The organism is Roseibium sp. RKSG952, assembly GCF_009711355.1.
The window spans coordinates 1-2,696 of sequence record NZ_SMMF01000627.1; the positions used below are offsets into that span (position 1 = coordinate 1).

General features: G+C 59.1%; 2 protein-coding genes and 1 pseudogene. All 3 read left to right on the top strand.

All coding sequences use genetic code 11. From position 1 onward, the window contains the following. Positions 1–352, top strand: a pseudogene (locus tag E1297_RS49030) (amino acid ABC transporter substrate-binding protein); the annotation flags it as partial. 247 nt (positions 353–599) lie between these two features. After that, positions 600–1,616: an amino acid ABC transporter substrate-binding protein gene (locus E1297_RS02985; protein WP_155133738.1), complete on the top strand. Its 1,017-nt coding sequence runs from the start codon at positions 600–602 to the stop codon at positions 1,614–1,616. A gap of 390 nt (positions 1,617–2,006) precedes the next feature. Continuing rightward, positions 2,007–2,696 (top strand): amino acid ABC transporter substrate-binding protein (locus E1297_RS02990; RefSeq protein ID WP_155133741.1); only part of this gene is annotated, 690 nt, incomplete at its 3' end.

A 2,696-nucleotide genomic window follows, 5' to 3' on the forward strand; every position in this document is an offset into this window, starting at 1 on the left:
GGAGCCGCTCGGCCCGGTGGTTCGTCAGGGAGACGATCAATGGCTCAACATTGCAAAGTGGACGCTTTTTGCCTTGCTGAACGCTGAAGAGCTCGGCATCACGCAGGCAAATGTCGAGGAAATGAAGAAATCGGACAATCCGTCGGTCAAACGGTTCCTTGGTGTTGAAGGGGCTTATGGCGAAGGCCTCGGGCTCGACAAGGACTGGGCCGGACGGGTCGTGTCGGCTGTCGGCAATTACGGAGAGGTCTTTGACCGCAACGTCGGACCGGAGACGCCGCTCGGAATTGGCCGGGGGTTGAACGCCCTGTGGAACGAGGGGGGCATCCAGTACGCTCCGCCAGTCCGCTGACCGGATAAGCGAAAAAGCAGCACACCTTGCGCCGCACGGTTTCAGCCGTGCGGCGTTTTTGTTTTTTGGTTCGGCATGAAGGCGGCACGAATTTTTCAGGAATGCCGGTTTGCACGCCATTGGTGTTCTTGGCTTGACGGAACGAAACCGTATTCTTTCGCCGTCATGAATTAGCTGATGTCCGCCGGGATACGAGCGGCCGGTAACGGAACGCCCGGCGGCATCGGCACAAACGAGGCGAATAACAATGAAAAGATCGCTCCTGTCACTCGCACTGGGGGCCGTGGTGTCTCTCGGCAGCATCGAAGCCGGAGCCGCGACGCTCGACAAGGTCCGTGAACAGGGATACTTCACTTGCGGTGTGACCCAGGGCAATCCGGGCTTCTCAAATCCGGATGCGCAGGGCAACTGGTCCGGTCTGGAAGTCGACTATTGCCGGGCGCTGGCAGCGGTTGCGCTGGGAGATCCGGATGCCGTGAAATTCCGCCCGACCTCTCCGGCCGAGCGTTTCGTGGCCTTGCAATCGGGCGAAGTCGACATCCTGTCGCGCACGACGACCTGGACCATGTCGCGGGATACGGCACTCGGGATCAACTTTGCGGGCGTGACATTTTATGACGGGCAGGCGTTGATGGTCCGCCGCGATCTGGGGGTGATGTCTGCACTTGAGCTTGCCGGCGCGTCGGTGTGCACGGCTGCCGGGACGACGACGGAGCTGAATGTCGCCGACTACTTCCGTCAGCACGACATGCCCTACGAGATCGTGGCATTTGAAAAGACCGACGAAGTGATTGCCGCCTATGACGCGGGCCGGTGCGACGTCCATACCTCCGATGCGTCTGGGCTGGCGTCCGACCGCTTGAAGCTGACAGTTCCGGGTGACCACATCATCCTGCCGGAAACCATTTCGAAAGAGCCGCTCGGGCCTGCTGTGCGCCAGGGGGATGACCAGTGGTTCAACATCGCGAAGTGGACGCTGTTTGCCCTGCTCAACGCTGAAGAGCTTGGCATCACGCAGGCCAATGCCGACGAGATGACGGTTTCGGACAATCCGTCCGTGAAGCGATTCCTTGGCGTCGAGGGCGCGTATGGTGAAGGGCTGGGCCTTGATACCGGCTGGGCGGCACGTGCCGTCAAGGCTGTCGGCAATTATGGCGAGATTTTTGACCGCACCGTCGGCCCGCAAACGCCGCTCGGGATCGAGCGTGGCCTAAATGCTCTGTGGAAGGATGGCGGCATTCAATACGCGCCGCCGATCCGGTAACCGGCCCTTTCCAAACTGACCAGCTGCCGGGTTAATTGTCCTGATCCGGCAGACTTGTCTCGCGAAAACGGCGATTTTTCGCGAATTTCCCGCGCTGCTCAATTCGTGTGCGGCTTTTGCTTTTGTTTTGGGCGTGGTTGCCAATTCATCAGTCACGCAAAAGCGAATCAAAATTCCAACGACGGAAATGTGACGATTCGAGGTCAGCAAAGTCTTGACCACTCGGAAGAAATGCCATGGAATGCGAGTGTTGGGACGGAGAAATAGTGTCCGGAGGAATCATCCGGAATATGCGGATGGGCGCAGCCTGCCTTGGGAGGCGGTGTGGGCGTTGTTTAACCGGCCCAATGTCAACGATAGAATATGGGTAACAATAAAGGCTGCATATCCATGTCCAAAAAGATCCTTCCGCTTGTACTCGGCGCTGCCATGGGTGTCGCCGCGTCTGCTGCAAACGCAGCGACGCTGGACGACGTCAAGGCCAAAGGCTTTGTTCAGTGCGGCGTGAGCCAGGGGCTGCCGGGTTTCTCGAACCCGGATTCGCAGGGGAACTGGACCGGCATCGACGTTGATTACTGCCGCGCGGTTGCGGCTGCGATCTTCGGTGATGCAACGGCTGTCAAGTTCACACCGCTGTCTGCAAAAGAGCGCTTCACCGCTCTGCAGTCCGGCGAAATCGACATCCTGTCGCGCAACACCACCTGGACCATGTCCCGTGACACCCAGCTGGGCCTGAACTTTGCCGGCGTGACATACTATGACGGTCAGGGCTTCATGGTCCGCCGTGATCTCGGCGTCACCTCCGCTCTGGAACTGTCCGGTGCGTCCGTCTGTACCCAGACCGGCACCACGACCGAGCTGAACGTTGCCGACTACTTCCGCTCCAACAACATGCCGTATGAAATCGTCGCTTTTGAAAAGAACGACGAGGTTGTTGCCGCTTATGACGCCGGCCGTTGTGACGTCTACACCACGGATGCTTCGGGTCTTTATGCCAACCGTCTGAAGCTGACCAATCCGGGCGACCATATCGTTCTTCCGGAAATCATCTCCAAGGAGCCGCTCGGCCCGGTGGTTCGT